Here is a 26,525-nt window from a genome sequence, read left to right on the forward strand (position 1 = left end):
CTCAGTCCAGGTTGCGGCCGACGGCGCGCATCAGGAAGATCGCGACGAAATTGGCAAGGATGACGGCGATGATGCCCCCGGCGGCGGCCCCGCCGATGTCGAAGTTCAGGCGCGCGGCGCGATAGATCAGGTAGGTCAGGTTCGTCGAGGCGTTGCCCGGACCGCCATTGGTCGTCACCAGGATCTCGGCATAGATGCCCAGAAGGAAGATCGTCTGGATCAGGATCACGACCGTCATGGCCCGCGCCAGGTGCGGCAGCGTCAGGTGGATGAAGCGCGACACCGGGCCCGCGCCGTCCATCTCGGCGGCCTCCATCTGTTCGCCGTCCAGCGACTGCAGCGCGGTCAGCAGGATCAGCGTCGCGAAGGGCAGCCACTGCCACGCCACGATGATGATGATCGAGGTCAGCGGATACTGCGCGAACCAGTCGATGGGCGCCTGCCCGAAGAACTTGGCAAGGTCCGCGAAGACGCCATAGCTCGGGTGCATGATCATGTTCTTCCAGATCAGCGCGGCCACCGGCGGCATGACGAAGAACGGAGAGATGATCAGGATCCGCACGATCCCCTGCCCGAAGATCGGCTTGTCGATCAGCATGGCGATGGCCGTTCCCAGGACCACGGTGATCGTCAGCACGCCCAGGACCAGGACCAGCGTGTTTCCGACAGCCTCGAAGAAGGCCGGATCGGTATAGAAGTAGCGGTAGTTGAACCAACCCGCCCAGCTGGTCCCCGTGGGGTTCAGCAGGTTGTAGTTCAGGAACGAGTAGTAGAGCGTCATCCCGAGCGGCACCAGCATCCAGATCAGAAGCAGGATGATGGCCGGGGCGCGCATCAGCCGCGCAAGGCTCTGGGTCTGGCGGGTGGCCATGGCGAGGGTCCTTCGGATTCTGGCGGATGGTCGGGGCGCGCCGCCCCCGGAGGAGAGAGTGGGGGCGGCGCAGGGTCGCGCGGGCTTACTTGATGTAGCCTGCGCGGGTCATTTCGCGGGTCACGTTCGACTGTGCCGCGTTCAGGGCGTCATCCGCCGACATCTGGCCTGCCAGCGCCGCCGAGAAGGTCTGCCCGACCGCCGTGCCGATGCCCTGGAATTCCGGGATCGCGACGAACTGCCCGCCGGTATAGGGGATGTCCTGGACCGAGGATTTCTGCGTGTTCGCAGCGTTCATCGACTTCAGGGTCATCTCGGCGAAGGGCGCGGCCTCCTGGTACTCGGCGTTTTCATAGAGCGAGGTGCGCGTGCCCGGAGGTGCCGCGCGCCAGCCCTCGGCCTCGGCGACGGCGGCGGTGTATTCCTTGCCGGTGGCCCAGGCGACGAACTTCTTGGCGGCGTCCTGCTGCTGGCTGGATGCCGGGATCGCCAGCGACCATGCCCACAGCCAGTTGCCGTGGTTGTCCACGCCGTCCTTGTTGGGGAACTGCGCGAAGCCCACGCTGTCGGCCACGGTGGAATCGTCGGGGTCGGTCACGAAGCTTGCGGCGACGGTCGCGTCGATCCACATGCCGCACTTGCCCTGCTGGAACAGCGACAGGTTCTCGTTGAAGCCGTTCGAGGACGCGCCCGGAGGACCGTAATTGTTCATCAGGTCCAGATAGTCGGTCAGCGCGGTCTTCCATTCCTCGCTGTCGAACTGGGGCTGCCAGTCGGTGTCGAACCAGCGCGCGCCATAGCTGTTGGCCATGGCCGTCAGCATGGCCATGTTCTCGCCCCAGCCGGGCTTGCCGCGCAGGCAGATGCCATAGATCTCGGCGTCCTTGTCGGTCATCGCCTCGGCGGCGGCCTTGATGTCGTCCCAGGTCGGGCTGTCGGGCATCTCGACGCCGGCGGCCTCGACCAGGTCGGTGCGGTACATCACCATGGCGCTTTCGCCATAGAACGGCGCGGCATAGAGCGTGCCGTCGACCGACAGCGCCTCGCGGACGGCGGGCAGCAGGTCGTCGACGTCGTATTCTGCGGGCATCTCCAGCGGGGCCAGCCAGTCCTGCTTGGCCCAGATCGGAACCTCGTAGGTGCCGATGGTCAGCACGTCGTACTGGCCGCCATTGGTGGCGATGTCGGTGGTGACGCGCTCGCGCAGGATGTTCTCCTCCAGCGTGACCCACTCCAGCTCGATATCCGGGTTCGCCTCGGTGAAGGGGGCGGTCATCTGCTGCATGCGGATCATGTCGCCGTTGTTCACGGTCGCGATGGTCAGCGTCTCGGCCATGACGGGTGCGGCAAGCGCGGTCATGGCACTGGCACCCATGAGGGCGCGCAAGGTCTTTCCGGTCATCTTATTCCTCCCTAGGTCGACTTTGCTTTTGCCACGTCGATGGGCAAATGCTCACACACCCCGGGGCGGATGTCAACAAAAGCGAAGGGCCCCGCGCGCAAATGCGGCGGAGCCCTTGGGATCGTGGCCAAAATTTCCGGTGGTTCAGGCGATGCCCAATGCCAGCGCGGCGAGGATCAGCACCGCCAGCCCCGCCGTCTGCGCGACCAGCAGCAGAATCGCCGCCGCCCCCACATCGGCCAGCCGCGCAAGCGAGGTCTTCATCCCGACCGCCGCCACCGCCGCGACCAGCAGCGCGCGCGACAGGGTCGAGGCCGCGTCGATCACCGGCACCGGCACCACATGCGCCGAGTTCAGCGCCGCAAGGACAAGAAAGCCCAGCACGAAGGCCGGCAGCAGCGGCGGTCGCTTGCCCGCCTGCTGCGGGCTTGCCCGGCGCAGGGCCAGCGCCGCGATCAGCACGACCGGGGCCAGCATGGTCACGCGGATCAGCTTGACCACGGTCGCCAGGTCGCCGGTCTCGTCCGAGACGGAGTACCCCGCGCCCACCACCTGCGCGACGTCGTGGATCGTGGCGCCCAGGAACAGCCCCGTCAGTTCCTGGTCCAGCCCGATGGCGCCCGCCAGGATCGGATAGACGATCATCGCCAGCGTCGAAAGCGCGGTGACCGTGATGACGGTGAAGGACAGGTCGCGTTCGGCCGTCTCGCGCGGTGGCAGGATCGAGGCGATCGCCATGGCGGCCGAGGCCCCGCAGATCGCCACCGATCCGCCCGTCAGCAGCCCGAAGGCGCGGTCGCGGCCCATCCGCGGCACCAGCGCGACCGACAGCAGGATCACCGCGGCGATCGAGAAGGCGATCAGCGCGACGAAGCCCCAGCCGATGTCGCGCACCATGTCCAGCGACACGCGCAGCCCCAGCAGCGCCACGCCCGTGCGCAGCAGCGCCTTGGCGACAAAGTCGATGCCGCGCTTCGTGCGCTCGTCCTCGGTCAGGAAATGGAAGGGCATGCCCAGCAGGATGGCCATCAGCATCACGGGCGCGCCGTAATGGTCCGACAGGAATTGCGCGGCCATCGCCAGGATCACGGCAAGTCCCAGGCCCGGCGCAAGCGGGCGGACCCGCGCGGTGAAATCAGCGATCATCGTTGTCCCTTCTTGAAGGAAGGGGGCCCTGCGGCCCCCTTCCGGTCTTGGTGGATCGTCCCGCTTACTGGATGTCGCGGGTGCGTTCCGCGGTCAGCTCCTGCTCGGCCTCCTCGACCGCCGCACGGAAGTCCGCAAGGATCTCCTCGCCGCCATCGACGCTGCCGGTGAACCATTCGTAGACGGGCTGCGCGGCCTCCTTGAAGGCCTGCTTTTCCTCGGGGGTGGGCACGTAGACCTCGCCCCCCGCCTCGGCGAAGGCCTCGTAGGCGGCGATCGACTTGCGCTTGGGGGATTCGAAGGTCGCCTGCTGCAGATGCGAGAAGCCGTCCACGACGATCATCCGCATGTCCTCGGGCATCTCCATGAACTTCTGGTTCGACATCCACCACATCGCGCCCATATAGGCGTGACCGTCCAGCGTCAGGTGCGTCAGCCCGGCCTCGGGGAACTTCATCGACATGATGTCGGTGATCCCGTTCGCCGTCCCCTCGACCACGTTCGTCTGCAACGAGGTGAACAGCTCGGGCCACGGGATCGGCGTGGGCGAGGCATCCAGCGCGCGCACCAGTTCCTGCGGCAGGTCCGACACCACCGTGCGCATCTTCAGGCCCGCGATGTCCTCGGGGGTCTGGATCTGACGCTCGGTATTGGCGAAATTGCGCCAGCCGCCGGTATTGCCGATGGTCATCAGGCGCAGCGTGTCGCCCGAATCCGCCAGCGTCATGTCGCGCAGCTGGCGCGTGAAGTCACCCGTCAGCACGCGCTCGGCCACGCGGTCGTCGGCCATGATGTAGGGCAGGTCCAGCACCTGCAGATAGGGGAACAGCCCCGACGCCCCGTCCGAGGTCGAGATGTAGACGTCGATCGAGCCGTCGGCCACGCCCTGAAGGCACTCGGCCCCGTTCGAGCAGAGCTGCGTGCCCATGTAGATCTCGACCTCGATCGCGCCGTTCGACGCGGCCTCGACATAGGACTTGAAGACCTGCAGGCCGTCGTAATCCTCGTCCGCCTCGTTCGAGTTGGCGACCGCGCGGATGGTATAGTCCGCCGCCATCGCGGGCATCGCGAAGGCCGTCATCGCAAGCGTCGCCGCCAGCGTCAGCTTCTTGGTTCCAGGCATGAAATCCTCCCTGTCAGGCCATGGTACGTTCAGTTTGCGAATCCCGTCAGACGCGGGATCGTCATCGAGATTGCCGGGAAATAGGTGATCAGGAAAATGACCAGAATTTCAACGGCAAGGAACGGCAGGATCGCGCGAGAGATGGTTGTGACCCTTTCGCCGGACACCGCCGAGGCCACGAACAGCACCAGTCCCATCGGCGGCGTCGCAAGACCCACGGTCAGGTTGACGCACATGATGATCGCGAAATGCACGCTGTCGACGCCCATGCTGGTGAAGACCGGTCCCAGGATCGGCGCCAGGATGATGATAGCGGGCCCCGCGTCCAGGAACATGCCCACGATGAACAGCAGCACGTTGATCAGGAACAGCAGCAGCAGCGGGTTCTCGGTCAGGGTCAGGATGAACTCGGCCATCATCTGCGGCGTCTGCGACAGCGACACGACCGTCTTGAAGGACATGGCCGCACCGACCAGCAGCAGCACCACCGCCGAGGTCAGCCCCGCACGGCCCAGCACGTCGGGCAGTTCGGCAAAGCGCATCGTGCGCAGCACGAACAGGCTGATGAACATCGCATAGACGGCGGCGACGGCCGCGGCCTCGGTCGGGGTGAAGACGCCCAGCAGGATGCCGCCCAGGATGATGACCGGCGTCATCAGCGGGAAGAACGCCTTGAGGCTTGCCTGCCCCCGTTCACCCCAGCTGTAGCGCTTCGAGGCGACGGGGAAGTCGTACTTGTCCGCCATCAGCTTGACCACGATCATCAGGCCGATGCCCACCAGCGCCCCCGGCACGATGCCCGCAAGGAACAGCGCAGCCACGCTTTCGCCCATGACATAGGCATAGATGATCATAATGCCCGAGGGCGGGATGATCGGCCCGATGACCGAGCTGGCCGCCGTGATCGCGGCGGCGAAGCGGCGGGTATAGCCCTGCTTCTCCATCGCGGGGATCAGCATCGACCCAAGGGCCGAGGTATCGGCGACCGCCGAACCCGACAGGCCCGCGAACAGCATCGAGGACAGCACGTTCACATGCGCCAGGCCGCCGCGGAAATGACCCATCAGCGCCTGCGCGAACTCGACCAGGCGGGTGGTGATCCCGCCGCGGTTCATCAGCTCGCCCGCCAGCATGAAGAAGGGGATCGCCATCAGCGGGAAGCTGTCCATCCCGTTATAGAGGTTGCGATAGAGCAGCGTCAGATCGCGTTCCTGGCCGTTCAGCCACAGAAGAAGACCCGGCGCGGCAAGCATGCCGAAGACGACCGGCAGGCCGATCAGCAGGAAGACGAGGAAAAGCGGAAGAAACCAGACAAGCATCAGTCGACCCCCTGGATGCCGGTCTCGGCCTCGGATTCGGGAAGAAGCGGAACGTCGTGCCCCATCAGGGCCGCGATGTTGCGAAGGACAAGTTCGACGCCGACCGAGATCAGCAGCACGAGGCCCGCCGGAAGCGAGGCCATCATCCAGGACCGCGGAATGCGATACCATTCGCTGAATTCCAGGTTCAGCGGCAGATAGAGCGAGGCCGAGGCGAAGCGCCCGCCAAGGCCCGTCATCTCGGCCCAGCCGATCTGCAGCGCGACGACCAGCACGACCAGCGACACCAGCAGCAGGAACAGGTTCAGCACCCGCGCCGCGAAGGCCGGCAGCATGGTCGGCAGGATGTCGATCGCGACGAAGCCCCCGCGACGCATCGCGGTGGGCGCCATCAGCCCGGTCATCCACAGCATGCAGAAACGCGCGGCCTCGTCCGGCCACGCCAGGGCGCTGCCCAGCACGTAACGGCAGAAGACCTGCAGGATGGTGACGGCCACCATCACCGCGACTGCGGCGATGCCCACGGCGCGGCCAGCCTTCAGCACGCGCTCGTTGATCCACGACAAGGGCCGGATCACGCCATCAATGCGGATCATGAAGATCCCCCTCCCATTCAATGTCACAAGGCCCGACCGCTCCTCAACGGTCGGGCCCCACGGGTCAGTCCTCGACGACCCTGGCGACCCTGCCCCCGAAGAAGGCCAGCGGCGCGCCCGTGCGGATCGTCGCCCGCAGGACCTCGCCCAGGACGATCGTGTGATCGCCCGCCTCGTGCAAGGCATAGCGACGACAGTCGAAACGCGCCAGACAGTCGTCCAGCACGGGCACGCCGTCGTCATTGGTTCCCAGAACCGCATCGACCATCGCGCGGCGGTCCTTGGCGATCGCCATCGCCAGGTCGATCTGGTCGGCGGCAAGCACATGGATCGCGAAATGTTCGGCGCCCGCGAACTCGTCGTGGCGCGCGCTGGATTTCGCGGGTGACCACATGACCAGCGGCGGTTCCATGGAAATCGAGCTGAAGCTGTTCGCGGTGATCGCGGCGCAGCCCTCGGCGCCGCAGGCCGTGACCACGGTCACGCCCGTCGCGAAACGCCCGAAGGCGTCGCGAAGGTCGCGACCGTTCTCGGCAGTCGGAACGAAGCTGCGATGCGTGTCGGTCATGCGACCTCGCGGCCCAGTGCGGCCTGGTACAGGCGGAACCACTCGATGCGGGTCAGCTCGACCTTCAGCGCGTCCGCGATCCGCGGGATGCGGTTCAGCGAATTGGTGCCCAGCACCGGCAGGATGCGGGCGGGGTGGCGCAGCAGGAAGGCCACGGCCACCGCCGCGCGGTCCACGCCGCGATCGGCCGCGATGGCGTCCAGTTCGCGCGCGACCGGACCGTCGCCGGTCATCAGGCTGCCGCCGCCAAGGGGCGACCAAGCCATGACTGCGTCGTCACGACGCTGGTGGAAGGCCAGATCGCCATCGGTGAAGGGCGAGACCGCCGCCAGCGAGATCTCGATCTGGTTGGTGGCCAGCTTCGTCTCCATCGCGGATTGCAGCAGGTCCACATCCCAGGGACGGAAGTTCGACACGCCGACCGCGCGCACCTTGCCCGATGCGACCAGTGCGTCCAGCGCGGCGCCGGTCTCGCGGTGGTCCATCAGCGGATCGGGGCGGTGGATCAGCAGCAGGTCGATCCGGTCGATCGCCATGTCGCGCAGCGAGTTTTCCACCGCCGCGTCGATATAGGCCTTCGAGGTGTCGTAATACTTGCACGGCGCATCCGAGTGGCGACCGATCGGCGCGACGATGTCGCATTTCGTCACGATCTCGATCTGGTCGCGCAGGGACGGATCCTCGCGCAGGGCCGCGCCCAGGATCGCCTCGGCGCCGTAATCGCCATAGATGTCGGCCTGGTCCATCGTCGTGATGCCCTGCGCAAGGCAGGCGTCGATCTTGGCCCGGACATGCCTGGTCGAGGTGTCGGCATCGTCGCCGATCCGCCACATGCCATAGACCAGTCGCGACAGTTCCAGGTCGTCGTTCAGCTTCACGCGTTCCATATCAGCGCCTTTCACCCGCGCCGAGCGGGGTATTGGGGGTGGTGTCGGGCACGCGACCCCACACGCGGTTCAGTTGGCAGGTGTTCATCTGCGGCAGCACGCGGCTGCCGAAATGCTCGGCCTCGTCGATATGCGGATAACCCGACAGGATGAAGGCCCTGATGCCCATCCGGCGCAGTTCCTCCAGCTTGGTCAGCACCTGGTCGGTCGATCCGACGATGGCCGCGCCGCAGCCCGAACGCGCCCGGCCCACGCCGGTCCACAGGTTCGGCTCGATATAGCCTTCCAGATCGGCCAGTTCCCGGTTGCGGGCCTGCCGGCTGACGCCGAGCGAGCCCGCATCCAGCGCGCGTTCGCGGATCAGGCGGCCCTGTTCGTCGTCCAGCTTGCTGACCAGTTCGCGGGCGTATTCCTTGGCCTCGGCCTCGGTGTCACGGACGATCACGTGGGCGCGGAAGCCGTAATCCAGCGTGCGGCCGTATTTCTCGGCCGCGGCATTCGCGGCCTTCATGCGGTCGGCGATGTCCTCGGTCTTTTCCGGCCACATCAGGTAGACGTCGCAATGCTGGCCGCACAGGTCCAGCGCATCGGGGCTGTAGCCGCCGAAATACAGCATCGGGCCGTTCGTCTGATAGGGGCGCGCCGGATCGGTGTTCACATCCGAGAAGTCGTAGACCTGCCCCTTGTAGGTGATGCTGTCCTGCGTCCAGGCCTGCTTCAGGATCTCGACCACCTCGCGGGAACGCTGATAGCGGAAGGGGCTCGGTTCCTTCTGGCCGGGGAAGTCGCTGCTGATGATGTTCACCGTCAGGCGACCCTGCAGCATGTGGTCCAGCGTCGCGATGGTGCGGGCCAGCATGATGGGCTGCATCTCGCCGCAGCGGACGGCGGCCAGCATGTTGATCGCGTTCGTGATCGGCGCGCAGCCCGCCACGAAGCTCAGCGTGTCCTGCCCCACCTGGTAGGATGACGGGCACAGGATGTTGCCGAAGCCCTGCGCCTCGGCGGTCTTCACGATGTCCGAGCAATGCGCCCAGGACGAACGCAGGTCGTTTTCGGGCACGCCGAGATGGCGGTAATCGTCCGAGCAGAGAGCCGAGAACCAAGCGACCTCGACCGCCTCCAGATCGGCGGATGTGACAGGTACGACGGACATGAACTCCTCCCGAGTCGCCTTCGAATTTCTCTTTTGCTACCCCTGTCCTTGATGTAAATCAATGGTGCATCAATTCGACGGACCAGATTTTGACCGACCCCGATCAGCCCCGCGACCAGCGCAGCGACGCCTTGCCGATCTACATGCAGATCAGCGAGATGATGATCCGCGACCTGGCGGCGGGACGGTTGCAGGACGGGCAGAAATTGCCGCCGGAACGGGAACTTGCGCGGCTTCACGGCACCACGGTGCGGACCCTGCGCAAGGCGCTGACGGTCCTGCAGGATCAGGGGCTGATCGAACGCCGCCACGGCTCGGGCAATTACGTCCGGTCGGGCGAAAGGGTCGAATCGGTCTATTCGATGTTCCGCCTGGAACATGCGAATGGCGGGGGCGGTCTGCCCGTCGCGCAGGTGCTGTCGGTGGACTGGCTGCCCAAGGACGACCGTCAGCCCGAATGGGGCGGATCGGACCACGGCACGCGTTTCCGGCGCCTGCGCTTCCTGGACCGCACCATGATCGCCGTCGAGGAGATCTGGCTGGACGGCGCCGTGGGCCGCATCCCGCGCGAGGCGGTGCAGGATTCGCTGTACCTGACCTACAAGAAGGCGCTGAAGCTGTGGATCACCCGCGCCGAGGATCGCGTCGGCATCGGCCGCGTCCCCGCCTGGTCGCCCCCCGAATTCACCCTGAGCCCCGGCACGACCACCGCCTATATCGAGCGGCTGTCCTGGGCCCAGACGACCACCGCGGTCGAGTTTTCCCGTACCTGGTACGACACCGAAAAGGCGCTGTATGTTCAGCGTCTCATCTGAGGAGGAGAAGATGACAACCGATACGCTGTTCAAGCCGGTTGTTCGCACCGTGACCTATGGGGTCATCGGATGCGGCATGATGGGACAAGAGCACCTGCGCAACATCGCGCTGCTGCAGGGCACCCGCGTGGGCACGATCTACGAGCCCGACCCCCTGATGCGCGCCGAGGCCGCGCGCATCGCCCCCGAGGCACGCATGGTCGACACGCTGGACGAGTTGCTGGCCGATGACGATCTGGACTGCCTGCTGATCGCCAGCCCCAACTTCCGCCATGTCGAGCAGCTGCAGGCCGTCGCCGCCCGCAAGGCCCTGCCCGTCCTGGTCGAGAAGCCGCTGTTCACCGATCCCGAGCATTCGCGCGCCGTCGCGGAATTCGCCCGCAGCTATCCCGCGCCGGTCTGGGTGGCGATGGAATATCGCTACATGCCCCCCGTCGCGCGACTGCTGGAACAGGCCGAGGCCGCGACCGGCGGCATCCGGATGCTGACGATCCGCGAACACCGCTTCCCCTTCCTGCGCAAGGTGGGCGACTGGAACCGGTTCAACCGCTATACCGGCGGCACCTTCGTCGAGAAGTGCTGCCACTTCTTCGACCTGATGCGCCTTGCGCTGAAATCCGACCCGGTCCGCGTGATGGCCATGGGCGGCCAGGCGCAGAACCACCAGGACGAGGCCTACGAGGGGCATGTCCCCGACATCTTCGACCACGGCTATGTCATCGTCGAATTCGCCAGCGGCATGCGCGCCATGCTGGAGCTGTGCATGTTCGCCGAAGGCGCCCGCTGGCAGGAAGAGATCAGCGCCGTCGGTCACCGTGGCAAGATCGAGGCCCTTGTGCCGGGACCGGGCCGCTTCTGGCCCGAACATCTGGGCGCCCCGCCCGTCGCGCAGGTCATCGTGTCCCCGCGCGAACCCAAGGGCCCCGAGGTCCACGAGATCCCGGTCGATCCGACCCTGCTGGAGGCCGGCGACCACAACGGCTCGACCTTCTACCAGCACCAGCGCTTCCTCGAGGTGGTGCGCGGCGAACGCCCCGCCCCCGAGGTCAGCATCGAGGATGGCCGGTGGGCCGTGCTGATGGGCATGGCCGCGCAGCGTTCGATGATCGAAGGACGCGCGGTCGAACTGTCGGAATTCGACGCCTGAACCATCGGCAGATCCCCGCCGGTCGCCCATCCGTGATGCGACCGGCGGGGGTTCGCGCGTTATGTCGCATCCGGACTGCATGAAGGACACGACATGAGAACCCTTGCCACCCTGACCGCCGCGGCGCTGATCGCGGTCACCGCCCCGCCCGTGCTGGCCAATCCCGGCCATTCCAACGGCTGCCCGCCGGGTCTTGCCAAGAAGAGCCCTGCCTGCGTGCCTCCGGGTCAGGCAAAGAAGCAGTGGAACCGCGGCGACCACCTGCGGGTCGAGGATTACCGCCGGATCGCGGATCCGCGCCGCTACGACCTGCAGGCCCGTCCCGACTGGGATTACTACCGTGACGGGAATCGCGTCTATCGCGTGGATCGCGACACGCGCCGGATCCTTGCGATTCTGAACCTCATCGACGCCTTCTCGAACTGAGCCGACAGGGCCATCGAACATCCCGGACCCGCGCCATTCCGATGGCGCGGGTTCTTTCATGCAGACGATTCTTGTCCGGCGCTAACCTCACGCTGCGTCACGTTACTTCGACGGCCTAAATTATCAAGCTTGCGCAACCATTTAGCGACCATTCGCGTTCCTGATGTGACAAATCAAAATCGCTTGTCTATCATCTATTCACACTTGCGTATCTGAAGCCGCATCCAAGCGGCCATTTTCGGGGCGCCCAAGCGGCCCGATCCCTCGACAAGTCACACTGGGAGTGCACATGAATCCGATGAAACCCACCCTGGCCGTCCTTGGCCTGATGATGACTGCCCCGGCGGCCTTCGCCGAGGATTGCGGCGACATCACGATTGCCGAGATGAACTGGGCCTCGGCCGGTCTGGCCGCATGGGTGGACAAGATCATCCTCGAGGAAGGTTACGACTGCGACGTGGCCATGGTCACCGGCGACACCGTCCCGACCTTTACTTCGATGAACGAAAAGGGCGAACCCGACATCGCCCCCGAACTGTGGGTGAACGCGGTCAAGGTGCCGCTGGACGCCGCGGTCGAGGAAGGCCGCATCACCGTCGCCTCGCAGATCCTGTCGGATGGCGGCGTCGAGGGCTTCTGGATCCCGACCGCCGTGGCCGAGGCCAACGACATCACCACGATCGAGGACGCGCTGGCGCATCCCGAGCTGTTCCCGGGCGCCGAGGACAGCAGCAAGGGCGCGTTCTTCAACTGCCCCTCGGGCTGGGCCTGCCAGATCATCACCGCGAACCAGTTCCAGGCGCTCGGCGCCGAGGAAAAGGGCTTCGAGCTGGTCGACAGCGGTTCCGCCGCGGGTCTCGACGGCTCGATCGCGCGTGCGTTCAACCGCGAGGAAGGCTGGCTGGGCTACTACTGGGCGCCGACGGCGATCCTGGGTCAGTACGACATGACCAAGCTGGAGCTGGGCGTCGAGCACGATAAGGAAAGCTGGGACAACTGCACGGTCGTCAACAATTGCGAGGACCCGCAGCTGAACGAATGGCCCAGCTCTGACGTGTTCACCGCCGTCACCACCGAGTTCGCCGAGAACAACCCGGTCACGATGGAGTATCTGGGCAAGCGCGCCTGGTCGAACGACACCGTGAACGAGCTGCTGGCATGGATGGGCGACAACCAAGCCACCAACGAGGACGGCGCCTACTACTTCCTCGAGAACTATCCCGAGATCTGGAAGGCCTGGCTCTCGGACGAGGTCGCGGCCGAGGTCGAAGGCGCGCTGTAATCGGCGCCTGCACGATGGGCGGGCGCGGCATCCCCGCGCCCTGCCACCCCAAGGCCTTACCCTCCTCCTGAGGAAGAAAAAGAACCAATGGACCTCGTAGATTTCCCCGCCATGGGCCGCAGCGACCTGCGCGAGATGCGCATCGCGATCGACGGCGCTTTCCGCGAATTCACGCGGGCTTATGGCGAAACCCTCGAAAACATATTCCACCCGATCCAGCTTCTGCTGGTCTTCATCGAAGACCTTCTGATCGACAGCCCCTGGATCCTGGTGCTGGCCGCGCTGGCAGGCCTCGTCTGGGCGCTTGGCCGGAACCTGAAGATCGTCGGCGGCACCGTGCTGGCGCTGCTGGCCATCGGCTATTTCGGCATGTGGGAAGACACCATGCGCACGATCGCCATGGTCGCCGTCTGCACGCTGATCGCGGTCGTGATCGGCATCCCCACCGGCATCCTCATGGCGCGGTCGGACCGCGCGAACGCGACCATCACGCCCATCCTCGACATGATGCAGACGATGCCCAGCTTCGTCTATCTGATCCCGGTCGTGATGATCTTCGGCCTTGGCAAGGTTCCGGGCGTGATCGCCGTCGTGATCTATGCCGTGCCGCCGATCATCCGCCTGACCAACCTGGGCATCCGCCAGGTTCCCGCCGACGTGCTCGAGGCCGCCGAGGCCTTCGGTTCCAGCGCGCGCCAGAAGCTCACGGACGTGCAGCTGCCGCTGGCGCTGCCGACCATCATGGCGGGCGTCAACCAGACCATCATGATGAGCCTGGCCATGGTCGTGGTCGCATCCATGATCGGCGTGCGCGGCTTGGGCCAGCCCGTCCTTCAGGCGATCAACAACCAATACTTCACCCTGGGCGTGATGAACGGCCTGGCCATCGTCGCCATCGCCATCATCTTCGACCGCGCGACGCAGGCCTATGGCAAGCGCCTGCAGAAGCACCTGGAGGCCGTGCATGGCTGAGGCAACCCACGACATCGAGATCCGCAATCTCTACAAGATCTTCGGTCCGAACGCCGCCAAGCACGTGGAAAGCGTCCGCAACGGGATGACCAAGGAAGAGCTGAAGGCCCAGCACAACCACGTGCTGGGGCTGGACGACATCAACCTGACCATCCCCGCGGGCAAGATCCAGGTCGTGATGGGGCTGTCCGGTTCGGGGAAATCGACCCTGATCCGGCATATCAACCGCCTGATCGACCCGACCGCGGGCGAATTGCTGTTCGACGGTCAGGACATCGCGAAGATGTCCGAGACCGAGCTGCGCGAGTTCCGTCGCCAGCGCACCGGCATGGTGTTCCAGAAATTCGCGCTGTTCCCGCATTGGACGGTGCTGGAAAACACCACCTACGGCCTGCATGTGCGCGGCGTCTCCCGCCGCGAGGCCGAGGAGCGTGCGCGCCGCTGGATCACCCGCGTGGGTCTGGAAGGGTTCGAGGAAAGCTATCCCAACCAGCTTTCGGGGGGGATGCAGCAGCGCGTGGGCCTGGCCCGCGCCCTGACCAACGATGCCGAGATCCTGCTGATGGACGAGGCGTTCTCGGCGCTGGACCCGCTGATCCGCACCGACATGCAGTCGGTGCTTCTGGACCTGCAATCCGAGCTGAAGAAGACCATCGTCTTCATCACCCACGACCTGGACGAGGCGCTGCGCCTTGGCGAACGCATCGCCATCCTGCGCGATGGCAAGATCATCCAGCAGGGGACGGGCGAACAGATCGTCCTGCGCCCCAAGGACGACTATATCGCCAGCTTCGTGCGCGACGTGCGCCGCGGCCATGTCATCTCGGTCCGCACGATCATGCGCAAGGGCGCCCATGCGGAAACGCCGGTCACCCTGCCCGCATCGACCCTGCTGGAAGAGGCCGCCCGCGCCATGACCAATGCCGAGGTGTCGCGCGCCAACATCACCGGGCGCGACGGTCAGCATGTCGGCATGGTCACCCTGTCAAAATGCGTGGCCGAGATGATCGCCCCGGACGACACCGAAGAGGTCGATCCCGAAAGCCAGGTGGCATGAGTTCGGAAAGGGCGCGGGATGACCGCGCCCTTTCTCATTCGGCCATGCGCCAGCGGCTGAGAAGCATCTCGTGAAACAGTTCGGCTGCGGGCGATCGGCTGCGACCCGCGATGCGCACGATCCCGACCGTGCGGCGGATCACGGGATCGGTCAGCCTGACGGTCGCGATGCGCGGATGCGGCCCCACGGGCATCGACATGCGCGGCAGCGCCGCGACGCCCAGCCCCGCCTCGACCAGGCCAAGCGAGGTGGAGAGGTGCTGCACCTCGAAGAAGGGCTGCGGTCGCAGGCGCGATTGGGCCAGCCCAAGATCCATGATCAGCCTGTTGCCACTGCCCCGCCCCACCGTGATGAAACGGTGATCGGCCAGCTCGCCCCATGACAGCAACTGCCGCGACATCAGCGGGTGATCCTTGGGGCAGTTGGCCCCATTTCGTGGCGCAAAGGGCGGCCTGATCTTAGTCACGGGTATCAGCTGCGCTACATCCAGCGCCAGTTCCAGCGTCTGACAACGTCTGAACGTGAAATGCTGGGGCGGGTTGACTGCGCTCACCGCTTAGAAGCCTCGCATGCCAACGGCAGCGGCGAAGGCGCGCAGATCCTCAGAGTCGCTACTGGTACTGCTCTGGCATCGATGCTTCAGAAAACTGCAATCCGCAGCTTCGCCCGAACTGAATATTAGAACGACGCGCAGACACCTTCGCTTTTGGCGCGGCGGACGACGTGGTAGGCGGCATTGGGTAACGCATTTCGAACATGGTTGTCGGCGTCGCATCGATCAGCGCGAACGAGATGACAGGGCAGGTTACGAGTCTGCTGCCGAATCGCGCTGCCTGCGATGACTGGCAGCCTTTGCCTGTATGAGGTGCATATCACGAGCCATGACGCTGCGCCTGCCCGAGGGGCTGATCGCGCCCATGCTGTTCTGACGAAGGGGGCGCCCCGGCCGGGGCGCCCTTTCCTCAGTCCTTCAGCTCGACGATGGCCTCGACCTCGACCAGCGCGTTCGCGGGCAACGAGGCTACGTTCACCGCCGTGCGTGCATGCTGCCCTGCATCGCCCCACAGGTCGATGAACAGCTGCGAGGCACCGTTCACGATGAACGGACCGTCGCCGTAACCCGCCGGTGCCGCGACGAAGCCGCCCACCCGCACGATCTGCGACACCCGCGACAGGGACCCCGCGACCTCCTTGATGGACCACAGCAGGTTCAGCGCGCACATCCGCGCGGCGGCCTGCCCCTCGGTAATGTCGAAACCCCAGCTGACGGGGCCGAAATACAGCGGCTCGCCCTCCCACTCGCAGATCTGCCCCGACAGATACAGCATGTTGCCGCTGATCTTGCCCGGCAGGAACAGCGCCCGCGCGGGCGCCGTCGTGGGCAGCGCAAGGCCCATCTCGTGCAGTTTCGTTTCGATCGGACAATCGGTCATGCCGGAACCCTCCCCTTGGTTTCTTGCATTCGGCAGGCCAACGCGACCAGCGAACGGTCGGATCCACGCGGACCGATCAGCGACAGCCCGAAGGGCGCCCCCTCGATCCGGCCGGCCGGAAGGACCACCTGCGGCAGTCCCGCCATCCCGGCGGCGCACAGCAGGCGCTGCGCCCCGTGGCGATAAGTGTCGAACACCTCGACCGGGGCATCCAGCCGGAAGGAAACGTCATGCGAGGCCGGGGCGATGATGACGCCCCGGCGCCCCAGAACGCCCGCGACATGCGCGGCATAGTCGCGCCTTGCGGCACGCGCGGTCTCGATCCTGTCGGCGGGCATGGCCTTGGCCGCGGCGGCGCGACCGTCGATCCCGCGCACCAGCGGCATGCCGGACGCGCGGATGAAGGGCAGGATCGCTTCCTTGCAGTCGGCGGTCATGGCGCCCAGGAAGACCGCATGGGCAGCATCGACGCCTTCGGGAAAGACCTTCACGTCGCGCGGATCGAAGCCTTGGGCGAAATCGCTCAGGATCGCGCGGGCGGGCGGGGCCAGTTCGGCTGCCATGTCCGCGGCCAGCAGGTATTCGGGATCGTCCAGCGGCAGCGGATCGTCGTCCATCAGCGCATCGACCGCGCGGGCCAGCGTGCCCCCGTCGCGGGCGAAGACGCCGCAGGTGTCGAAACTGGGGGCCAGCGCCATCGCACCCTCCAGCGACACGCGCCCATGCGTCGGTCGCAGCCCCCAGATCCCGCAGAAGCTGGCGGGCGCGCGCACCGATCCGCCCGTATCGGACCCGATGGCGATATCGGCCAGCCCGCCCGCGACCGCCGCCGCCGACCCCGAGGACGATCCCCCCGGGATGCGGTCGGGCGCGGCGGGGTTCACCGGCGTGCCGAAATGGGCGTTCATGCCGTACATCGACCAGGCCAACTCGTCCGTATGGGTCTTGCCGACGAAGCGCGCGCCCGCATCCAGCAGGCGCTGGACCGCAGGGGCCGTCGCCTCGGCCACCGGGCTGGCCGCCAGCCGCGTGGGGCAGCCGCATCCCGTCCGGTATCCGGCCACGTCGAAGATGTCCTTGACCGCAAGGGTCAGCCCCGCCAGCGGCCCGCCCGGCGCGTTGGGCACCGGAACGGGGGGATAGGGCATGAAGGCGCGATAGGGGTCTTGCGAAAGCAGCATCCCCTTATTCCGCCGCGATGGGTTCGCCCGCACGCAGGCAGGCCACGCGCCGACGGGGTCCCGGCGTCTTCACGGGCGGCAGTTCCGCACGGCAGGCGGGCAGCGCCAGCGGGCAGCGCGGGGCGAAGGAACAGGCATCCGGCCGCGTCTCCAATGACGGAGGCGCACCGGGGATCGCGTCCAGCCGCGTGCCCTTGGCCACATCGTGCAGGTTCGCGGCAAGCAACCCTTGGGTATAGGGGTGCTGGGGATCGGCGATGACCTCGCGGGTGGTGCCCTCCTCGACGATCTGGCCGGCATACATCACCGCGATCCGTTCCGATATCTCGACCGCGACGCCGATGTCGTGGGTGACGAAGATCACGGCCATCCCGAACTCGCGCTGCAATTCGCGCAGCAGCAGCAGGATCTGGATCTGCACGGTCGCATCCAGCGCGGTCGTGGGTTCGTCCGCCAGCAGCAGCCGGGGGCGGCAGGCCAGCGCCAGCGCGATCATCACGCGCTGCCGCATCCCCCCCGACAATTCGTGGGGATAGTTCTTCAGCCGCCGCTCGGGCGACGGGATCCGCACGCGGGTCAGCATGTCCAGCGCCGTGGCCATCGCCTCGGACTTGCCCACGCCCTTGTGGCGCATCACGGCCTCGGCGATCTGGTCGCCCACGGTATAGACCGGGTCCAGCGCCAGCGCGGGCTCCTGGAACACCATCGACACGTCGCCCCCGCGATAGGACCGCAGACGCTTGCCCGACAGGGTCATGATGTCGGTGCCGTCGAAGGCGATGCTGCCGTCCAGACCCGTCCGCCTTTCGGGCAGCAGGCGCAGCAGCGTCTTCAGCGTGACGCTCTTGCCGGAACCGCTCTCGCCCAGAAGGGCCAGGGTTTCGCCCGGCATCAGCTTCAGCGACAGGTCGTTGATCGCGTGGACGGTGCGCTTGCCCTTGAAGCGGACGTTGAGGTTGTCGATCTGCAGGATGGGATCGGTCATGCGCTTGCCCCCTCGGCTGCCTTGGGATGCCCCGAGGCCGGATCGTGCAGGTGGCAGGCCACCCAATGCGGGGACCCCTGCCCCATGCGCCCCAGCACCGGGTGCTTGCGCTTGCACACCTCGGAGGCCATCGGGCAGCGCGTGTGGAAGCGGCACCCCGAGGGCGGATCGATCGGGTTCGGCGGATCGCCCGACAGCGGCGGCTTGGTCGTGCGGTTGTCGGGGTCCATCGACGGCATGGCCGAGAACAGCGACCGCGTATAGGGATGCGCCGGCGCGTTCCAGATGTCGTCCACGGGCGCGACCTCGACCACCTCGCCCAGATACATCACCAGGATGCGGTCCGAGATGTAGCGCACGACGTTCAGGTCGTGGCTGATGAAGATGTAGGTCAGCCCGAATTCCTCGCGCAGATCGGCCAGCAGGTTCAGGACCTGCGCCTCGACCGACTTGTCCAGCGCGCTGACGGCCTCGTCCAGGACGACGACCTTGGGCGACATGGCAAGCGCGCGCGCGATGTTGACGCGCTGACGCTGCCCGCCCGACAATTCGTGCGGATAGCGTCCGGCAAAGCGGTCGGGGTCCAGCCCCACCCGTGCCATCAGCCGACGCGCGCGGCCCTGCGGATCGTCCAGGCCCTGCACCCGTGCGCCGAAGGCCACGCTGTCGCCGATGGTCATGCGCGGGTTCAGGGACGCATAGCTGTCCTGGAACACCATCTGGATGTCGCGCCGCAGCGCCTTGAGTGACATGTCGGGGCCAAGGCGCCTGCCGTCCAGGACGATGTCGCCCTCGTCCATCTGGGTCAGGCCGATCAGCAGCTTGGCGGTCGTGGACTTGCCGCAGCCGGATTCGCCGACGATGCCCAGGGTCTCGCCCGCGGCGACCTCGAAGCTGACGCCGTCCACGGCCTGCACCACCGCCTGCTGTCGTCCCAGGATGCCGCCATGGATGGGAAAGTGCTTCTTCAGTTCGCGCACGCTCAGCAGCGGGGCGGCGCTTCGGGCGGTATCAGTCGCGGACATTCATTGCACTCCTCAGGCCATCGCTCAGCAGGTTGAGGCAGAGCGAGGTGGCGAAGATCATCACACCGGGCAGGGCAGCCAGCCACGGATCGACATAGATTGCGGCCCGCAGCGTGTTCAGCATCAGGCCCCATTCGGGTTCGGGCGGGCGCACGCCGATGCCCAGGAAGGACAGCCCCGCCGCAAGGATCATGCAGACCGAGGTCAGCGAGGTCGCATAGACGAAGATCGGCGACAGCACGTTGCCGATGACATGGACGCGGATCACCGTCAGCGCCCCTGCCCCCGACGCCCTCGCCGCGTCGATATAGTCGAGGCTGCGCACCCCCGAGGTCACGGCCTCGGCCACGCGGGTCACGGGCGGGATGAAGACGATCGTCAGCGACACGAGGCTGTTCGTGATCCCCGCCCCCAGCGCACCGGAAATGGCGATGGCCAGCAGGACCGAGGGGAAGGCGAAGAACACGTCCACCACGCGCATGATGATGGTGTTGGTCAGCCCGCCGACATAGCCCGCGGCAATGCCCAACGCGCTGCCGATGAAGAAGGCGAAGACCACCGGCATCAGCCCGATGAACAGCGTCAGCCTGCCGCCATAGATCAGGCGGGCCAGCATGTCGCGGCCCTGTTCGTCGGTGCCCAGGATGTGCCCCTCGGTGCCGATGGGCTTCAGGCGGGCGATCATCGACCCGCGATAGGGATCGGCCAGCCCCAGCCAGGGGGCGAAGACCGCCGACAGGATCAGCAGCGCGATCACGATCAGGCAGGCCATCGCCACCTTGTCGCCTGCCAGCCTGCCCAGAACGCCCGACCAGTAGCCCTGCGGCTTGGGCGCGGCTTCGGCTTGCGGTTGCAGTTCCGCTTCGACCTGCGCCATGGCTCAGCTCCTCTTGATGCGGGGGTCGATGGCGGCCTGCGCCACGTCCACGATCAGGTTCATGGCCACGAAGAACATCGCAAGGATGAGGATCGTGCCCTGCAGCAGCGGAAGGTCGCGCTGGAAGATCGCGTTCGACAGAAGGAAGCCCGATCCGGGCCAGTTGAAGACGGTCTCGATCAGGATCGACCCGCCCAGAAGATAGCCAAGCTGGAGGCCCATGACCGACAGCGCGGTCGCGGCGGCGTTGCGCGCGACATGGCGCAGCACGTCGCCCCTGCTCATCCCCTTGGCATAGAGCGCCTGGACGAAATCCATCGACAGGATGTCACCCGCCAGCGCGCGCACGGTCCGGGCGACGATGCCGATGGGCACCACGGCCAGCGTCACGGCGGGCAGGATCAGGTGGCGGATATGGGTCCAGTCCCAGTGCCAGTCCTGCGACCCGCCCGGTCCCGCGCCCATCGAGGGCAGCCAGCCCAGGTTGACCGAGAAGATGATGACCAGGACGATCCCCAGCCAGTAGTTCGGCACCGACACGCCCGCGATCGAGATCGCCGTCACCGCGCGGTCCAGAACCGTGTCGCGGAAATACCCGGCCAGGAAGCCCAGGAAGGTGCCGATGGGAAAGGCGATGATCGCCGCCGAGAAGGCCAGCAGCAGCGAATTGCCGACCGCGCCGAAGACCTCGGCCGCGACGGGGCGTCCGGTGGCGATTGACCGGCCCATATCGCCCTGCAGCAGGTTCGCGATCCAGATGAGGTATTGCACGGGGACGGGCTTGTCCAAACCGTAGGCCGCGCGCATCGCGGCCTGCTGTTCCGCGGTGGCATCCACCGGCATGATCGCGGTCAACGGATCGCCCGGCGCGATCTGGACCAGCATGAAGCACACCACCGAGACCCCGAAGGCGACCGGCAGCACAAGGATGAGGCGTCGTAGGAAATAGCTGAGCACGTGACGTTCCTGGCTGATGGCGGCACCCCGCGAAGGGCGCCGCCGGTTTCAGCTCACTCCTCGATCGTGATCGACGAGAAGTCCTGGTACCAGTTCTGGGCCTGCACGAAGCCCTTCACCTTGGGCGCCATGGCGCGCGGCGCGACATCGTGCGTGACCATCAGGAACAGCGCGTCGTCCACGTATTTCTCGTGGGTGCGCTGCAGCACCTTCACCTGCTCCTCGGGATCGAAGGTGGTCTTGATCTCCTCGAACAGGGACTGCATCTCGTCGTCGCAGTAATGGCCCCAATTGGTGCCGTTGGGCGCGATCAGGTTGCAATCCAGGTGACGGATCAGGCCGGTGAAGGGATCCTGGATGAAATAGGTGAAGTTGATCGACTGCGACCCCTCGACCGACGGATCCTCGGCGCCGGCGCGCCACAGGTTGATCATCTGGTTCCATTCCACGACCATGAACTCGACATCGATCCAGGCCTCGGCCAGCGACTGCTGGATGTATTCGTTCATCGGCAGCGGCAGCATCTGGCCCGACCCGGAAGGAGAGATCAGCGCCTTGACCGACAGGCGGTTGTCGGGACCGTAGCCGGCTTCGGTCATCAGGGCCTGCGCGGCCTCCAGGTCGTAGGTCGGCTTGAACTCGGGTTCGCCGAACCATGCCGAACCGGGCGGCAGGAAGCCCTCGGCCGGGATCATCAGCCCGCCCAGCAGCGCGCCCATGCCCTCGCGGTCGATGGCCAGGTTCGCGGCCTTGCGGACGCGGATGTCGTTCCAGGGGGAATCGTCAAGCCGCGACAGGTGCCAGGTCCAGTTGTGCGGATAGGCGTTCGACGAGATGACGAAGCCGTTCCCCTCCATCGCGGGGATGGTGTCGGGCGCGGGCGCCTCGATCCAGTCCACCTGCCCCGACAGCAGCGCCGCGGAACGGGCGTTCGGCTCGGGCAGCGGGATCAGGACGATCTTGTCCAGTTCGGGCACGCGCTCGGCATCCCAGTAATCGGGGTTGGGGACCAGTTCGGCGCGTTCGCGCGGCACGAAGGCCTCCAGCTTCCACGGACCCGTTCCCGAGGGGCTGGCCGCGACCTTTTCCCAGTCCTTGTCCAGCGCCTCCCAGTTGGCGCGGGACGACACCATGATCCAGGCCAGCTGATAGGGCAGCGTGGCATCGGGTTCCTTGGTCACGATCTCAAGCGTGTGATCGTCCACGGCGCGATAGCTGGCGATGGCCGGGATGCGCGACTTGCCCTGCGCGGACTGGCGCGGGTCGTATTGCTCGGAATCCTCGACCAGCAGCTTGTCGAGGTTCCAGACCACGTCCTCGGCGGTGAAGTCGCTGCCGTCGTGGAACTTGACGCCCTCGCGCAGCTTCAGCGTCCACTTGGTGCGATCCTCGGGGTCGGTGGTCCATTCGGTCGCAAGGCCGGGCACCAGCTCCGAGGGCTTGTCCGCGCTGGACAGGTCCCAGTTGATCAGCGCGTCATAGACCGTATAGCCCATGAAGCGCATCCCCTCGCCGCCCTGGTCGGTCTGGCCGGTCGTCAGCGGGATGTCGGCGGCGGTCATGCCGATGCGCAGCGTACCTTCGGCCAGCGCACCATGCGCCCCCATGAAGGCCACCGACAGCGCCAGTGCGGAAAGCGTCTTACGGAAGTTCAGCAACGTGGATCTCCTTGTTTCGGACCGACCGGCCCGTCATGGCTTCCCCGGCATGGTTCCGGACGTATCGTGCGTTTGCACGGTCAACTGGCGCGAAAATGGGCGGATTTTCCGAAATGCGCGATGCGCACGCATGATGTATACAGATTGCCCCGTTTTGACGCAGGGTCAGGTCGCGCGGGACTGAATTTGTCGCTTCATATCAAGGGCCGCGGCGGTCACCGCGTCGATAAGCGGCACCTTCAGCGCGATCCGGTCCGCCAGCCCCGACAGGGGGCCGCCGCCGATGCAGACGGCATCGGCCCCGCGCGCAACGGCCATCCGCACGGCGCGCACCAGCGTATCGATCAGGCAGTCCGGGTCGTCCATCAGCTGGCGCGGATCGACATCGCCCGCGGTGAAGGTGCCCACGAAGCGGTCCCCATGCCCAAGCTGCGCGGCCCGCGCGTCGATCGCCGCGACCAGCGCGGGCGTCGTCGTGGCCACGCCGAACCGCCCGTGACGCGCGGCGGCCGCAAAGCTGGCCTGCGCCAGCCCCGTCACCGGCACCGGCAGCGCCGCGGCCAGCGCATCCGCCCCCGGATCCCCGAAGGCCGAGACGATCACCCCGTCCACGCCCCGCAGCGCATGGCCGATGCGCTCGACCTCGGGGGCGGCGGCGATCAGTTCACCCTCGGTCAGGATCATTCCGGGCGCGCGGGTCGCGGTATGCCCCGTGATGCTGGCCCGCGGCACCGCGGCCTGCGCCAGCGCCACCATCCGCGCCGTGGTCGCGGTGTTCGAATTCGGGTTGATCAGCGCAATCGTCGTCATCATCCACCCGCCGGAACCAGAGTTGCGCCAAGCCTGATCCCGTGCCGCGACCGGTGGCAAGCACCTGCGCCCTTTCGGCACTGCGGCATGACCACCGAATCCGCGTTTCGGGGGAAGGTTCTTCCGGCTGCCCGCCGCATGGGCAGAATGCGAAAAACAACCTTCCGCCTTCCGCCCGATCCGAGGAACGTCCGTTCTGCCCGTGGAACGACAGCGCCAAGCCTTTCCTTTTCTTCCGGCGCCCCCGTTGCGCAGGCGCGGCACGATCCGATCTATAGCGCAGCAAGGAGTGATCCGCCGGGCCATCCGGCCGGACGACCACGAAGCAGACAGGTCAAGAAGGAACCGCAATTATGGCACTGCGTCTGAACGACACCATCCCGAACCTGACGGTCACCACCGACCAGGGGACCTTTGCCCTGCATGACTGGATCGGCGACAGCTGGGCCATCCTGTTCAGCCACCCCAAGGATTTCACCCCCGTCTGCACCACCGAGTTCAGCGCCGTCGCGCGCCTGGCCGACGAATGGGACAAGCGCGGCACCAAGGTGATCGGCGTTTCGGTCGACGGCGTCGAGGACCACAAGAAGTGGAAGGGCGACATCGAGAGCTATGGCGGTGCCGCCGCGGGCTTCCCGATCATCGCCGATGACGGGCTGGAAGTGTCGAAGGCGTTCGACATGCTGCCCGCCGAAGCCTATCTGCCCGATGGCCGCACCCCCGCCGACAGCGCGACCGTGCGTTCGGTCTTCATCATCGGTCCGGACAAGAAGCTGAAGCTGTCCATGACCTATCCGATGACGGTCGGCCGCAACTTCGCGGAAATCGTGCGCGCGCTGGACGGCCTGCAGACCTCGACCGCCAAGGGCGTGGCCACCCCCGCCGACTGGCAGCTGGGCCAGGATGTCATCATCCCGGCATCCGTCAGCGACGAGGACGCGACCGCCAAGTTCGGCAGCTTCGACAAGGTCCTCCCCTATCTGCGCAAGGCCAAGCTGCCTGCGTGACCCTGATGTTCCGGGCGGCACGATTTGCCGCCCGGTCCGCCCCTCCAAAGCCCGTGCAGAGAAGCCGATAGCCATGCTGGACAACACCGCGAACCCGAACCTGATCGTCGAAGGCAAGCTTGCCGACAACGAGCGCCTGAAGCGCGAGAGCGACTTCCTGCGCGGCACGATCACCGAGGACCTGCAGGACCGCATCACCGGCGGCTTTACTGCCGACAATTTCCAGCTGATCCGCTTCCACGGCATGTATCAGCAGGACGACCGCGACATCCGCCCCGAACGCGCCCAGCAGAAGCTGGAGCCGCTGCACAACGTCATGCTGCGCGCCCGCATGCCCGGCGGGATCATCACCCCCGAGCAGTGGCTGATCGTGGAGAAGTTCGCGGCCGATCACACGATCTACGGCTCGGTCCGTCTGACCACGCGCCAGACCTTCCAGTTCCACGGCGTGCTGAAGCCGAACATCAAGAACATGCACCAGACGCTGGCCAGCGCCGGCATCGACAGCATCGCGACCGCGGGCGACGTGAACCGCAACGTGCTGTGCACCACCAACCCGGTCGAGAGCGAGCTGCACCAGGAAGCCTATGAATGGTCCAAGCGCATCTCGGAGCACCTGCTGCCGAAGACCCGCGCCTATGCCGAGATCTGGCTGGACGGCGAGAAGGTGCAGACCACCGAGGAGCCGATCCTCGGCAACACCTACCTGCCGCGCAAGTTCAAGACCACCGTCAGCATCCCGCCCAACAACGAAGTGGATGTCCACGCCAACGACCTGAACTTCGTCGCCATCGCCGAGAACGGCAAGCTGATCGGCTGGAACGTGCTGGTCGGCGGCGGCCTGGCGATGACCCATGGCGACACGGCCACCTATCCGCGCAAGGCCGACGATTTCGGCTTCATCCCGCTGGAGCACACGCTGGCCGTGGCCGAGCATGTCGTGACCGTGCAGCGCGACTGGGGCAACCGCGTCAACCGCAAGAACGCCAAGACGAAATACACGCTGGACCGCGTCGGTACCGACACCTTCAAGGCCGAGGTCGAGAAGCGTGCGGGCGTCAAGTTCGGCCCCTCGCGTCCCTACGAGTTCACCACCCGCGGCGACCGCTTCGGCTGGGTCGAGGGCGTGGACGGCAAGCATCACCTGACGCTGTACATCCTGTCGGGCCGCATCCTCGATTACCCGGGCCGTCCGCTGAAGACCGGCCTGCGCAAGATCGCCGAGATCCACCAGGGCGACTTCCGCATGACGGCGAACCAGAACCTGGTCGTCGCGGGCGTCCCCGCGGATCAGAAGGCCGAGATCGAGCGCATCGCCCGCGAGCACGGCCTGATCGACGATCTGATGACGCCGCAGCTGAAGAACTCGATGGCCTGCGTCGCGCTGCCGACCTGCCCCCTTGCCATGGCCGAGGCCGAGCGTTTCCTGCCCGAGCTGGTCGAGAACGTCGAGGGTCTGCTGGAGAAGCACGGCATCGGCCAGGACCACCTGATCCTGCGCGTCGTCGGCTGCCCGAACGGCTGCGGTCGCGCGATGCTGGCCGAGGCCGGTCTCGTGGGCAAGGGTCCGGGCAAGTACAACCTGTATCTGGGCGGCAACCGCGTGGGCACCCGCATTCCCAAGCTGCACCTGGAAAACGTCTCGGCCGAGGTGATCCTGGCCGAACTGGACACGCTGATCGGCCAATGGGCGGCCGAGCGCAACGAGGACGAGGGCTTCGGCGATTTCGTCATCCGGAAGGGTGTCGTCCCCGAGGTCAAGGTGTCCGTGACCGACTTCCACGCCTGATCCACGGCCGTAACCGGAGGCAAAGACGATGATGGC

General features: G+C 66.3%; 26 protein-coding genes. 8 read left to right on the forward strand and 18 right to left on the reverse strand.

What is annotated here, in order from left to right; all coding sequences use genetic code 11:
* Position 1: 1 nt before the first annotated feature.
* The 9 genes from QMZ16_RS08275 to QMZ16_RS08315 all read right to left on the reverse strand — a co-directional run bounded on the left by QMZ16_RS08275 (position 2) and on the right by QMZ16_RS08315 (position 9,068).
* Positions 2 to 871, reverse strand: a complete 870-nt coding sequence (locus QMZ16_RS08275; protein WP_282602883.1) for a sugar ABC transporter permease — start codon at positions 869 to 871, stop codon at positions 2 to 4.
* Positions 872 to 956: 85 nt separating this feature from the next.
* Complete coding sequence (locus QMZ16_RS08280; RefSeq protein ID WP_282602884.1) at positions 957 to 2,273, reverse strand: sugar ABC transporter substrate-binding protein; 1,317 nt, start codon at positions 2,271 to 2,273, stop codon at positions 957 to 959.
* 144 nt (positions 2,274 to 2,417) lie between these two features.
* Positions 2,418 to 3,419: a putative sulfate exporter family transporter gene (locus QMZ16_RS08285; protein ID WP_282602885.1), complete on the reverse strand. Its 1,002-nt coding sequence runs from the start codon at positions 3,417 to 3,419 to the stop codon at positions 2,418 to 2,420.
* Positions 3,420 to 3,483: 64 nt separating this feature from the next.
* On the reverse strand, positions 3,484 to 4,542 hold the full coding sequence (gene dctP / locus QMZ16_RS08290) for a TRAP transporter substrate-binding protein DctP (protein ID WP_022706363.1): 1,059 nt from the start codon (positions 4,540 to 4,542) through the stop codon (positions 3,484 to 3,486).
* 29 nt (positions 4,543 to 4,571) lie between these two features.
* Positions 4,572 to 5,861 (reverse strand): TRAP transporter large permease, encoded by a 1,290-nt coding sequence (locus QMZ16_RS08295; RefSeq protein ID WP_022706364.1) that lies wholly within the window; start codon positions 5,859 to 5,861, stop codon positions 4,572 to 4,574.
* Complete coding sequence (locus QMZ16_RS08300) at positions 5,861 to 6,457, reverse strand: TRAP transporter small permease (RefSeq protein WP_282602886.1); 597 nt, start codon at positions 6,455 to 6,457, stop codon at positions 5,861 to 5,863. The genes QMZ16_RS08295 and QMZ16_RS08300 overlap by 1 nt, the downstream gene beginning before the upstream one ends.
* A 64-nt stretch (positions 6,458 to 6,521) precedes the next feature.
* Positions 6,522 to 7,025: a flavin reductase family protein gene (locus QMZ16_RS08305; protein ID WP_022706366.1), complete on the reverse strand. Its 504-nt coding sequence runs from the start codon at positions 7,023 to 7,025 to the stop codon at positions 6,522 to 6,524.
* The gene (locus QMZ16_RS08310; RefSeq protein WP_282602887.1) at positions 7,022 to 7,912 is read right to left on the reverse strand and encodes an aldo/keto reductase; all 891 of its coding nucleotides are present in this window, start codon (positions 7,910 to 7,912) and stop codon (positions 7,022 to 7,024) included. Before QMZ16_RS08310 ends, QMZ16_RS08305 begins: the two co-directional genes overlap by 4 nt.
* Position 7,913: 1 nt before the next feature.
* Positions 7,914 to 9,068: an LLM class flavin-dependent oxidoreductase gene (locus tag QMZ16_RS08315; RefSeq protein WP_282602888.1), complete on the reverse strand. Its 1,155-nt coding sequence runs from the start codon at positions 9,066 to 9,068 to the stop codon at positions 7,914 to 7,916.
* Positions 9,069 to 9,211: 143 nt separating this feature from the next.
* Between QMZ16_RS08315 and QMZ16_RS08320 the strand changes: the two genes are divergently transcribed.
* The 6 genes from QMZ16_RS08320 to QMZ16_RS08345 all read left to right on the forward strand — a co-directional run bounded on the left by QMZ16_RS08320 (position 9,212) and on the right by QMZ16_RS08345 (position 14,767).
* On the forward strand, positions 9,212 to 9,883 hold the full coding sequence (locus QMZ16_RS08320) for a GntR family transcriptional regulator (protein ID WP_282602974.1): 672 nt from the start codon (positions 9,212 to 9,214) through the stop codon (positions 9,881 to 9,883).
* A gap of 10 nt (positions 9,884 to 9,893) precedes the next feature.
* A complete protein-coding gene (locus QMZ16_RS08325) occupies positions 9,894 to 11,030 on the forward strand; it encodes a Gfo/Idh/MocA family oxidoreductase (RefSeq protein WP_282602889.1) in 1,137 nt (378 codons plus the stop codon).
* A gap of 93 nt (positions 11,031 to 11,123) precedes the next feature.
* Entirely contained in the window at positions 11,124 to 11,456 is a 333-nt protein-coding gene (locus QMZ16_RS08330; protein WP_282602890.1) for a hypothetical protein, read from the forward strand.
* Between the two features lie 298 nt (positions 11,457 to 11,754).
* On the forward strand, positions 11,755 to 12,738 hold the full coding sequence (locus QMZ16_RS08335; RefSeq protein WP_282602891.1) for an ABC transporter substrate-binding protein: 984 nt from the start codon (positions 11,755 to 11,757) through the stop codon (positions 12,736 to 12,738).
* Positions 12,739 to 12,825: 87 nt separating this feature from the next.
* Positions 12,826 to 13,710: a proline/glycine betaine ABC transporter permease gene (locus QMZ16_RS08340; protein ID WP_282602892.1), complete on the forward strand. Its 885-nt coding sequence runs from the start codon at positions 12,826 to 12,828 to the stop codon at positions 13,708 to 13,710.
* The gene (locus QMZ16_RS08345; protein WP_022706373.1) at positions 13,703 to 14,767 is read left to right on the forward strand and encodes a glycine betaine/L-proline ABC transporter ATP-binding protein; all 1,065 of its coding nucleotides are present in this window, start codon (positions 13,703 to 13,705) and stop codon (positions 14,765 to 14,767) included. Before QMZ16_RS08340 ends, QMZ16_RS08345 begins: the two co-directional genes overlap by 8 nt.
* A 34-nt stretch (positions 14,768 to 14,801) precedes the next feature.
* On the opposite strand, the gene QMZ16_RS08350 is transcribed toward QMZ16_RS08345, so the two are convergent.
* From QMZ16_RS08350 to QMZ16_RS08390, 9 genes are all read right to left on the reverse strand, one after another.
* Positions 14,802 to 15,320: a LysR substrate-binding domain-containing protein gene (locus QMZ16_RS08350; protein ID WP_348984659.1), complete on the reverse strand. Its 519-nt coding sequence runs from the start codon at positions 15,318 to 15,320 to the stop codon at positions 14,802 to 14,804.
* 409 nt (positions 15,321 to 15,729) lie between these two features.
* Positions 15,730 to 16,200 carry a RidA family protein gene (locus tag QMZ16_RS08355; protein ID WP_282602894.1) on the reverse strand — a complete coding sequence of 157 codons (471 nt, stop codon included), beginning with the start codon at positions 16,198 to 16,200 and terminating at the stop codon, positions 15,730 to 15,732.
* Positions 16,197 to 17,381, reverse strand: a complete 1,185-nt coding sequence (locus tag QMZ16_RS08360) for an amidase (protein WP_282602895.1) — start codon at positions 17,379 to 17,381, stop codon at positions 16,197 to 16,199. The genes QMZ16_RS08355 and QMZ16_RS08360 overlap by 4 nt, the downstream gene beginning before the upstream one ends.
* A 4-nt stretch (positions 17,382 to 17,385) precedes the next feature.
* Positions 17,386 to 18,366: an ABC transporter ATP-binding protein gene (locus QMZ16_RS08365; RefSeq protein ID WP_282602896.1), complete on the reverse strand. Its 981-nt coding sequence runs from the start codon at positions 18,364 to 18,366 to the stop codon at positions 17,386 to 17,388.
* Positions 18,363 to 19,391 (reverse strand): oligopeptide/dipeptide ABC transporter ATP-binding protein, encoded by a 1,029-nt coding sequence (locus QMZ16_RS08370; RefSeq protein WP_282602897.1) that lies wholly within the window; start codon positions 19,389 to 19,391, stop codon positions 18,363 to 18,365. The genes QMZ16_RS08365 and QMZ16_RS08370 overlap by 4 nt, the downstream gene beginning before the upstream one ends.
* A complete protein-coding gene (locus QMZ16_RS08375) occupies positions 19,378 to 20,268 on the reverse strand; it encodes an ABC transporter permease (RefSeq protein ID WP_282602898.1) in 891 nt (296 codons plus the stop codon). Before QMZ16_RS08375 ends, QMZ16_RS08370 begins: the two co-directional genes overlap by 14 nt.
* 3 nt (positions 20,269 to 20,271) lie before the next feature.
* Positions 20,272 to 21,225: an ABC transporter permease gene (locus QMZ16_RS08380; RefSeq protein ID WP_022706383.1), complete on the reverse strand. Its 954-nt coding sequence runs from the start codon at positions 21,223 to 21,225 to the stop codon at positions 20,272 to 20,274.
* Positions 21,226 to 21,278: 53 nt separating this feature from the next.
* The gene (locus QMZ16_RS08385) at positions 21,279 to 22,883 is read right to left on the reverse strand and encodes an ABC transporter substrate-binding protein (RefSeq protein WP_282602899.1); all 1,605 of its coding nucleotides are present in this window, start codon (positions 22,881 to 22,883) and stop codon (positions 21,279 to 21,281) included.
* A gap of 165 nt (positions 22,884 to 23,048) precedes the next feature.
* Positions 23,049 to 23,693: an aspartate/glutamate racemase family protein gene (locus tag QMZ16_RS08390; RefSeq protein WP_282602900.1), complete on the reverse strand. Its 645-nt coding sequence runs from the start codon at positions 23,691 to 23,693 to the stop codon at positions 23,049 to 23,051.
* Positions 23,694 to 24,046: 353 nt separating this feature from the next.
* Here QMZ16_RS08390 and QMZ16_RS08395 point away from each other — a divergent pair, with 353 nt between their 5' ends.
* Complete coding sequence (locus QMZ16_RS08395) at positions 24,047 to 24,700, forward strand: peroxiredoxin (RefSeq protein WP_022706386.1); 654 nt, start codon at positions 24,047 to 24,049, stop codon at positions 24,698 to 24,700.
* Between the two features lie 73 nt (positions 24,701 to 24,773).
* Positions 24,774 to 26,489 carry an assimilatory sulfite reductase (NADPH) hemoprotein subunit gene (gene cysI / locus QMZ16_RS08400; protein ID WP_282602901.1) on the forward strand — a complete coding sequence of 572 codons (1,716 nt, stop codon included), beginning with the start codon at positions 24,774 to 24,776 and terminating at the stop codon, positions 26,487 to 26,489.
* Positions 26,490 to 26,525: the final 36 nt, after the last annotated feature.

The sequence above is a fragment of the Paracoccus sp. PARArs4 genome, assembly GCF_947311865.1.
Lineage (GTDB): Bacteria > Pseudomonadota > Alphaproteobacteria > Rhodobacterales > Rhodobacteraceae > Paracoccus > Paracoccus zeaxanthinifaciens.

Excerpts from the sequence above, each read along its gene's own strand:
- QMZ16_RS08325 (WP_282602889.1), top strand. The coding sequence starts at position 9,894 with ATGACAACCGATACGCTGTTCAAGCCGGTTGTTCGCACCGTGACCTAT.
- QMZ16_RS08275 (WP_282602883.1), bottom strand. The coding sequence starts at position 871 with ATGGCCACCCGCCAGACCCAGAGCCTTGCGCGGCTGATGCGCGCCCCG.
- QMZ16_RS08280 (WP_282602884.1), bottom strand. The coding sequence starts at position 2,273 with ATGACCGGAAAGACCTTGCGCGCCCTCATGGGTGCCAGTGCCATGACC.
- QMZ16_RS08335 (WP_282602891.1), top strand. The coding sequence starts at position 11,755 with ATGAAACCCACCCTGGCCGTCCTTGGCCTGATGATGACTGCCCCGGCG.
- QMZ16_RS08375 (WP_282602898.1), bottom strand. The coding sequence starts at position 20,268 with ATGGCGCAGGTCGAAGCGGAACTGCAACCGCAAGCCGAAGCCGCGCCC.
- QMZ16_RS08370 (WP_282602897.1), bottom strand. The coding sequence starts at position 19,391 with ATGTCCGCGACTGATACCGCCCGAAGCGCCGCCCCGCTGCTGAGCGTG.
- QMZ16_RS08310 (WP_282602887.1), bottom strand. The coding sequence starts at position 7,912 with ATGGAACGCGTGAAGCTGAACGACGACCTGGAACTGTCGCGACTGGTC.
- QMZ16_RS08315 (WP_282602888.1), bottom strand. The coding sequence starts at position 9,068 with ATGTCCGTCGTACCTGTCACATCCGCCGATCTGGAGGCGGTCGAGGTC.
- QMZ16_RS08330 (WP_282602890.1), top strand. The coding sequence starts at position 11,124 with ATGAGAACCCTTGCCACCCTGACCGCCGCGGCGCTGATCGCGGTCACC.
- QMZ16_RS08365 (WP_282602896.1), bottom strand. The coding sequence starts at position 18,366 with ATGACCGATCCCATCCTGCAGATCGACAACCTCAACGTCCGCTTCAAG.
- QMZ16_RS08395 (WP_022706386.1), top strand. The coding sequence starts at position 24,047 with ATGGCACTGCGTCTGAACGACACCATCCCGAACCTGACGGTCACCACC.
- QMZ16_RS08340 (WP_282602892.1), top strand. The coding sequence starts at position 12,826 with ATGGACCTCGTAGATTTCCCCGCCATGGGCCGCAGCGACCTGCGCGAG.
- QMZ16_RS08345 (WP_022706373.1), top strand. The coding sequence starts at position 13,703 with ATGGCTGAGGCAACCCACGACATCGAGATCCGCAATCTCTACAAGATC.
- cysI (WP_282602901.1), top strand. The coding sequence starts at position 24,774 with ATGCTGGACAACACCGCGAACCCGAACCTGATCGTCGAAGGCAAGCTT.
- QMZ16_RS08355 (WP_282602894.1), bottom strand. The coding sequence starts at position 16,200 with ATGACCGATTGTCCGATCGAAACGAAACTGCACGAGATGGGCCTTGCG.
- dctP (WP_022706363.1), bottom strand. The coding sequence starts at position 4,542 with ATGCCTGGAACCAAGAAGCTGACGCTGGCGGCGACGCTTGCGATGACG.
- QMZ16_RS08300 (WP_282602886.1), bottom strand. The coding sequence starts at position 6,457 with ATGATCCGCATTGATGGCGTGATCCGGCCCTTGTCGTGGATCAACGAG.
- QMZ16_RS08305 (WP_022706366.1), bottom strand. The coding sequence starts at position 7,025 with ATGACCGACACGCATCGCAGCTTCGTTCCGACTGCCGAGAACGGTCGC.
- QMZ16_RS08390 (WP_282602900.1), bottom strand. The coding sequence starts at position 23,693 with ATGACGACGATTGCGCTGATCAACCCGAATTCGAACACCGCGACCACG.
- QMZ16_RS08360 (WP_282602895.1), bottom strand. The coding sequence starts at position 17,381 with ATGCTGCTTTCGCAAGACCCCTATCGCGCCTTCATGCCCTATCCCCCC.
- QMZ16_RS08320 (WP_282602974.1), top strand. The coding sequence starts at position 9,212 with ATGCAGATCAGCGAGATGATGATCCGCGACCTGGCGGCGGGACGGTTG.
- QMZ16_RS08285 (WP_282602885.1), bottom strand. The coding sequence starts at position 3,419 with ATGATCGCTGATTTCACCGCGCGGGTCCGCCCGCTTGCGCCGGGCCTG.
- QMZ16_RS08295 (WP_022706364.1), bottom strand. The coding sequence starts at position 5,861 with ATGCTTGTCTGGTTTCTTCCGCTTTTCCTCGTCTTCCTGCTGATCGGC.